4 protein-coding genes and 2 pseudogenes are annotated in these 6,942 nt (G+C 61.3%); 4 read left to right on the top strand and 2 right to left on the bottom strand.

All coding sequences use genetic code 11. The annotated features are described in order from the left end of the window. Positions 1-32: 32 nt before the first annotated feature. Together FHX09_RS13670 and FHX09_RS13675 are read right to left on the bottom strand one after the other, a co-directional pair. Positions 33-1,331, bottom strand: coding sequence for an epoxide hydrolase family protein (locus FHX09_RS13670; protein WP_184450238.1), 1,299 nt, complete (start codon positions 1,329-1,331; stop codon positions 33-35). A gap of 267 nt (positions 1,332-1,598) precedes the next feature. Continuing rightward, positions 1,599-2,667: pseudogene (locus FHX09_RS13675) on the bottom strand (IS110 family transposase). Between the two features lie 415 nt (positions 2,668-3,082). Here FHX09_RS13675 and FHX09_RS29885 point away from each other — a divergent pair. From FHX09_RS29885 to FHX09_RS13695, 4 genes and pseudogenes are all read left to right on the top strand, one after another. Next, a pseudogene (locus tag FHX09_RS29885) lies at positions 3,083-3,289 on the top strand (sulfite exporter TauE/SafE family protein); the annotation flags it as partial. Then, entirely contained in the window at positions 3,286-5,313 is a 2,028-nt protein-coding gene (locus tag FHX09_RS13685; RefSeq protein ID WP_184450218.1) for an FUSC family protein, read from the top strand. The pseudogene FHX09_RS29885 and the gene FHX09_RS13685, both read left to right, overlap by 4 nt. After that, positions 5,310-5,510 (top strand): DUF1656 domain-containing protein, encoded by a 201-nt coding sequence (locus tag FHX09_RS13690; RefSeq protein WP_184450220.1) that lies wholly within the window; start codon positions 5,310-5,312, stop codon positions 5,508-5,510. Before FHX09_RS13685 ends, FHX09_RS13690 begins: the two co-directional genes overlap by 4 nt. A gap of 12 nt (positions 5,511-5,522) precedes the next feature. Continuing rightward, positions 5,523-6,389, top strand: a complete 867-nt coding sequence (locus tag FHX09_RS13695; protein ID WP_184450222.1) for an HlyD family secretion protein — start codon at positions 5,523-5,525, stop codon at positions 6,387-6,389. Positions 6,390-6,942 lie beyond the last annotated feature (553 nt).

Below are 6,942 nucleotides of genomic sequence, written 5' to 3' on the forward strand. Positions count from 1 at the left end.
GGAGCCGTCGAGTTTCATCTTCTGCGTAATTGTCAGGTCGGCTTCCGCAAGGACTTGAAGGACGCCCGCATCTCCTCGCAGAAGAACTCGGGTTGTTCCCAGGCCGCGAAATGGCCGCCCTTCGGCGCCTTGTTGTAGTGGATGAGCTTCGGATAGGCTTTCTCCGCCCACTTCTTCGGCGCGGTGTATAGTTCGTCCGGAAAGGCTGTCACGGCGACCGGAATCTTGATCCCGCGGACGTCGAAGAATCCCCCTGTCGGATGATGTGCGTTGTCCCAGTAGAGCCTTGCTGAGGATATGGCGGTATTGGTCAGCCAATAGAGAGTTACGTTGTCGAGTACGTCGTCCCTCGAAAGTCCTTCGCTCTCTCCGGCGAAGACCCGGGCTATCAGCTTCTCGCTGCGGTCATCGTGGTCGATCATCCATGCGGCCAGGCCAATGGGCGAATCCACGATGGAATACAGCGTCTGCGGCCGATTGTTCATCTCGATCGCGTAGCCGAGACCGTTCTTGTTGAAGTAGTCGAGCGGGTTCCAGGCGTTTAGTTCCTCCGCACTCAGTCCTGCAGGTGGAGAGCCGGTGGCCAGCGATGCTGAGATCGCCATGGGTACGGCAGCCGGCATGTTCGTGTGGATGGCAATAAGGCCGGGCGGCTGCTGGAGCGCCATGTTCTCCGTTACTGCATTGCCCCAGTCGCCACCTTGGGCGGCATATTCGGCATAGCCGAGCCGATGCATGAGGATGGCCCATGCCTTGGCGATCTTGGGCGGGTTCCAGCCGACAGCCGTTGGCTTGCCAGAGAAGCCGTAGCCGGGAAGCGAAGGTATCACCAGGTGGAAGGCGTCCGATGCGGCGCCCCCGTGGGCGGTCGGATCCGTCAACGGTCCGATGATCTTGAGCTGCTCGATGATCGACCCGGGCCAGCCATGGGTGACGATCATCGGCAACGCGTTTTCATGCCTGGACCGGACATGGATGAAATGGATTTCCAGACCATCGATTTCAGTGACGAAGTTCGGCAGCGCGTTCAGCCGGGCTTCGATCTTGCGCCAGTCGTATTCCTCCGCCCAGTACTTCGCGAGCTGCTGCATCGTTGCAAGCTGAACGCCCTGTGACGTTCCCGAAACCTGCTCCTTGTCCGGTGATCGGGCCGCAAGGATGCGCTGGCGCAGATCGGCAAGGTCCGAGTCAGGGAAGCTGACCGAAAACGGTCTGATATCGGGTTCGCCGGCTGCCGCATAAAGACTGGCAGGCACCAGGGTTGCCACACCGCCGGCTACCGCGAGACCGAGCACTTCGCGCCGAGTGGTTGATATTCCAGACATGGCAATTCTCCAATGAAAGAACGCAAGGGGCAAAGCACCGCCAATTGGCGGCTTTTCCTTGGGTTCGGTTACGTTTCGACCGGCATTCGTGCCGATCGGCCAAGTCTCTTGCTTCCGCCGGACAGGTTGTTTCCGTCCTTCGGTTGTTGAACCAGTCTCCAATGCGTGACCTGATGCCGCTTCTGGCTTCGGTCACAGAGTGGCGTTCGGCTCCCGGTTTCCCATTCTCCTTAAGGAGCGCAGCCCAGACCTGCCGGGCTCGCTAGGCTGTCATCAGGACAACCGGGATATCGCCGACCGCGCCTTCCATGGGGCTGGTGCCGCGCGGCTCGTCAGCGCGCTGGTCACGCAGGATCTGGAAGGCGATCGTCAAAATCTTGCGCGCGAGGGCCACACGCGCCTTGTTAACTCCCCTGATCTTCAGGTGTTCGTATTGGGCGCGCAGCTGCGCATTGCTGACGATGGCAGGTGTGACGGCCTCGACGAAGGCCCAGCGCAGCCACTTGTTGCCCTGCCGGATGATCTTGCCGTGGAAGGTCTTGCCGCCACTCGAATAGGTCGACGGCACCAGCCCGGCATAGGCGGCGAGCTTCTTCGCATTGCGGAACCGCGAGATGTCGTCGATCTCCGCATCGATCAGCCGAGCGAAGAACTCGCCGATGCCGGGGATCGTCTTCAACCGCTTCACATTGGCATTGGCCTTGGTCATTGCCCGGATCGTCGCCTCCGACTGCTTGATCCGCCCATCGATGTCGCCGATGAAGGCGAGACCACGGTCGATCTGGATGCGGTCGATCTCCGAGACGTTGACCTGCGCCAGTTGCACGCGGCCGGCCTTGCCGAACAGGTCACCGAGCTTCTTCAACTGCGCCGTCTGCTCCGGATAGCGGTCGAACACCGTGACGATGCGGTTCTTCGTCATCGTCCGCAGCCGCACGTAAAACATCCGCTCGCGCAGCGCGATGCGCAGCTCGCGGGCCTTGTCGCTCGGCGCCCAGGCCTGCGGCACCAGGTCGGCTCTGAGCAGATGCGCCAGCACCGTCGCGTCGATCTTGCCGGTCTTGATCTTGGCGTCGGCAATCGCCTTGACCTTCAACGGATGGGCAAGAAAGACATCATCACAAATGTCGTCGAGCCAGTCATACATCACCATCCAGTTGCGCGTCGCCTCGACAACCGTATGCGAGCCCTCACGGTAGCGCTCCAGAAACCCGCCCAGCGACTGGCGGTCGTTCTTCACCCGGCCGGAGCGCAGCGTTTTTCCGGCCGAATCCTGCACCACCAGGTGGCTGTAGGATTTGTGGTAGTCGACGCCGATATGGTAATCATAAGAGGCAGTCATGCTTCCAACTCCTTTATTGAGATCGTCGAAACCCCAATAAGGTAAGCCGAAAGGCTGGAAGTGTGACTGTCCCTCAATCATCACCTGCATCTCAGTGATCCGTTCTCTCAGCGGGCGCGGCCTCTTTCATGCCATCTCCATCCATCCACGTGTTGAACTGCGTAGAGATCGGACGAGAGGGCGTGCGATATCAATGAGACCTAGGTATCGTCGATACTTTGGGATAGATGCGATGGCAGGACACTGCGAGTAAGACGTTGGCATTCCAGCTTTCCTTTGGAAGCTATTGTTGCCTGCGGAGAACGTTGCTGTGGAACTCGCTGTCGTTACTGTCGTTGTCGCCTTCCTGGGCGTCGTTCTGATCAGCTTCACGAAGGCAGCGTTCGGGAGCGGCTTTTCGATCGTCGGGATCCCGGTCCCATGGCTCCTTCTTGCCCGACCGGATGCAAAGGTCTGGATGGTCATGGCCATCTGTCTCTTCACGGTCCCGTTCGGTGTGCCCCTCGTATGGCAACTCCGTGGTCGACTGGACCAGCGCCAGGTTTATCGCGCCTGCTACGGACTGCTGGTGGTGACCGCCGCGAAGCTGTTCTGGGACGGGGCATCGGGGTACCTGTCATGAGCAAGCCCGTCGCGATGGAAACACGATATTTTCCCGCTCTCACGCTTCCCTTCGGCATCACATGGCCAGCCGTCGTATTCGCAGTTCGCACGACCGCCGCGTCACTGACAGCGCTCTACATCGCCCTGGCACTTGATTTCGGCGAGGCGAAATGGGCGGCGATGACGGTCTGGGTCGTCGCCCAGCCCACGCGCGGCATGAGCCTTTCGAAAGCACAGTACCGCCTCGCAGGAACGCTGGTCGGGGCCTTCGTGAGCATCCTTCTCGTTTCCGCTTTCGCGCAGACGCCGGAACTGTTCTTCCTTGCGCTCGCCTCGTGGCTGGCGATCTGCACAGCCGTATCGACGGCATTGCGGAACTTCCGATCCTACGCCGCGGTCCTCGCAGGGTACACCGCAGCGATCGTGGGCATCGCAGGAGCGAACCAGCCCGGTCTGCTGTTCGACCTTGCCGTGGCCCGCGTCGCCTACATCAGTCTCGGGGTCGTCACCGAAGCTCTGTTCGCAGCACTGTTCTCGCCCGGGCGCCCGATCGATGCGATGCGCGGCCGACTGGAGGCATTTCTTCGTTCGACCGCGACGCTCACGAGCCGAACCCTTCGAGGCGAGGACACGGCCGCCGCAATTCAATCGACGCTCGCAGCCGCCATCGAGCTGGAGACCCAAGGCGAATACGCCGCCGCCGGGTCTTCGCAGGCCCGCCGCGCCTATACGCATCTTCGCGCGACCATTGTTTCGGCATTGTCGCAACTGGCGGCAGTCCATGCTCTTGTCGAACATACCTCCAAACCCGAGGAGCCGACATCGCCCCAGCGCGCCGATCTGGCCGAGAGGTTCGCCCTTGTCGCGGCAGGAGGGATGCGCACGCCTGGTGAAATCGATGAGCTCATCTTGGGTCTCGATGGCGCTCGCCGCCAACCTTCAAGTTCGGATGCCAACTTCCACGAGATTTCGCTCGCTCACCGACGGGATGCGCTAATCTCAAGCGGCGTGCAGGCTCTCCTGCACTTCGGCAAGGTTGGCTCCACAGATGCTGCTGCCCGGACAGATTTCTCCTTCCATCTCGACGTGATGGCAATAGTCGCGAACGGCCTCCGGGCGTTCTTCGCAGTGCTTGCCGCCGCCACCTTCTGGATCGAAAGCGCCTGGCCTTCCGGAGGCTCGATGATGGTGATCGTGGCGGTCGTCGTCGGACTGTTTGCGTCGCGCCCCAATAGCGTGCTCGCGGGGATCGGCTTCGTGAAAGGCGCAGTGGCCGCCATCGCCGTCGCCGGGATCTGCAACTTCGCGCTTCTGCCGGAAGTCACATTGTTTCCCGCGCTTGCGGCGATCACCGCCCCATTCCTGATCCTCGGAGGAATCGCGATGCGAGTGCCTTCGATAGTCGCGCCAGCCTCGAGCTTCACGCTTTTCGTCTGGAACCTGATCGGTCCCGACAATGCCGCTCGGGCGGATTTCGGCCCGTTCGCCAACAGCGGTCTGGCCCTGCTGATGGGCATCGCTTGCGGGACAGTGATGTTCGCGCTCATATTTCCCTACCGTCCGGCATCCGTCAGACGAAATCTGGTCGGCGCCGTCCAACGCGACCTTCAGTCCATAGGAAGAAGTGCGGGAAGCTGGTCGGAACACCAATGGCTGACCAGGATGGCCGACCGGATAAGCCGTCATCTCGCTGCCAGTCGGACAGCGCCGCCTGTCGACCGCGAACGAGAGCTGCGTGCAATGCTCGCTTCCATCGTCCTCGGAGATTCCGCCCTGGGTCTGTCGCGCCTTCTTGAAGGTGACGACAGGGAGTTGCGACGGCCCGTGGCAACTGTCCTGCGCCGGATCAGCCTCGGTGAACCAGAGAGGCTTGCCGAGCAGGCTTCGCGCGCCGCAACACGGCTTGAGCACTGTAGCAGCAGGGAAGCTCTCCTGCCCGCACGCAGGCGGCAGCTCGCAGTCGCGGCGGCCTACGCCAGCGACATCGCCGCAACGGCCCGCTTCCGTCAACACTTCCTCGAAATCGAAGGAGAAAAACCATGATGTACAGGGAAGTCGATATGCTCGGGGTCTTCCTGCCCGGTCTCCTCGTCGTCGCGCTTGCCGCACTGGCCATGGCCTACGCCATCGGGCGCCTGCTCGGCCGCGCTGGTTTCACAAAACGTGTCTGGCATCCAGAGCTCTTCATCATCGCCATGTTTGTGCTGGTGTTCGCAGCGCTTGCCCAGACGATACCTTAAGGAGTTCCATCAATGAAAATCATCGCGCCAGCCGCCCTGCGCTACGGCGTCACCCTGGTTGTCGCCATCTGCGCCGGACTGGCGGCGTGGCATCTCTGGGCTACCTACACCACCTCGCCTTGGACCCGTGACGCCCGCGTGAGGGCAGACGTGGTTTCGCTCGCACCCGATGTCACCGGCCTGGTCGACAGCGTCGCCGTGGATGACAACGCCGTGGTCCACAAAGGCGACGTCCTCTTCACCGTCGACAAGAGCCGCTTCTCGATCGCGCTTGACCGGGCGAACGCGGAGGTCGACGCCGCAAAAGCCGCCTTGGATCGAGCCGACACCGACCTCGTCAGGGCGGAGCGTCTGCTCGGAAGCGTGGCCTCCGAGAGGCAGAGGGACGAGGCTCGTGCGATAGCAGCCAAGGCGGATTCCGACTATCGAAGCGCGCTCTCGCAGCGCGCATCCGCATCGCTCGATCTCGAACGGGCGGAGGTGAGGGCGCCACACAACGGCATCGTTGCGAACCTCTCTCTTCATGCCGGCGACTACGCAGTCGCAGGAAAGCCCGCGATGGCACTGATCAACACGGATTCATTCCGGGTGGAGGGCTATTTCGAGGAAACCAAGATGTCCCACATCAAGGTGAGCGCGACGGCAGACATCAAACTGCTGGGTTGGCCCGAGCACCTAAAGGGGCGGGTCGCGAGTATCGCTTCCGGGATCGAGGATCGCGAACGCTCGGATTCCGCCGGGACGCTTGCCAATATCAATCCGTCCTTCACTTGGGTCCGCCTCGCGCAGCGTGTCCCGGTGCGCATCGCAGTGGACACGCCGCCAGATGGAGTCTCTCTCGTCGCCGGACAGTCTGCGACAGTGACCATAAGGGAATGACGATGGGACTGCGTCGCGAGAACATGCAGATGCTAAAGGCGATGATCCGCATGGCTACCTCAAGGAGGCTGTGACCAACTACGCTAGACCACCTGCCGCTACTTGGTAACGAGCGTGATCCATCATATCGTTGAGGCTAGGAGGGCGGCGATTTTGGCAAAGTCGGGTGCGCCTTAGCAAGGTGTGTGCGCGCATAACAACCAGTGCGTCGAGAGGCGAGACTGTCGCATCTCTAACTGGCCCAACTGTCGCATTACTAAATAGCCCCTACAACCCATGTGTGGCAGCAAGGTTGGAATGTCCGTTTCTGTGCAAAGTTAAAGTGTCACTTTGGGCACGTCTTCAGCCAGTTAGAAATGCCGACATGTCCGCTTGCGCTGAGGCGAGCCCCCGACCGGACCGGCTGGGCCGGGTTGCAAGGGAAGGGAGGGGGCGGGTGAGACGCACCCCTTCGGCTTTAGATCCCATGAGGAGTGAACAGCGGCCGACGCTCTGGCAGAGTGAGGCTGCATCAAAGCACTCGCTCAGAAGGAACAGGTTATGGAAGCCACAT

The organism is Rhizobium sp. BK538 (assembly GCF_014197575.1).
In the GTDB taxonomy this organism is placed as follows: Bacteria; Pseudomonadota; Alphaproteobacteria; order Rhizobiales; family Rhizobiaceae; genus Rhizobium.

Bases quoted from the DNA above. Each gene is read 5' to 3' on its own strand.
- FHX09_RS13685 (WP_184450218.1), top strand. From the start codon at position 3,286: ATGAGCAAGCCCGTCGCGATGGAAACACGATATTTTCCCGCTCTCACG.
- FHX09_RS13695 (WP_184450222.1), top strand. From the start codon at position 5,523: ATGAAAATCATCGCGCCAGCCGCCCTGCGCTACGGCGTCACCCTGGTT.
- FHX09_RS13690 (WP_184450220.1), top strand. From the start codon at position 5,310: ATGATGTACAGGGAAGTCGATATGCTCGGGGTCTTCCTGCCCGGTCTC.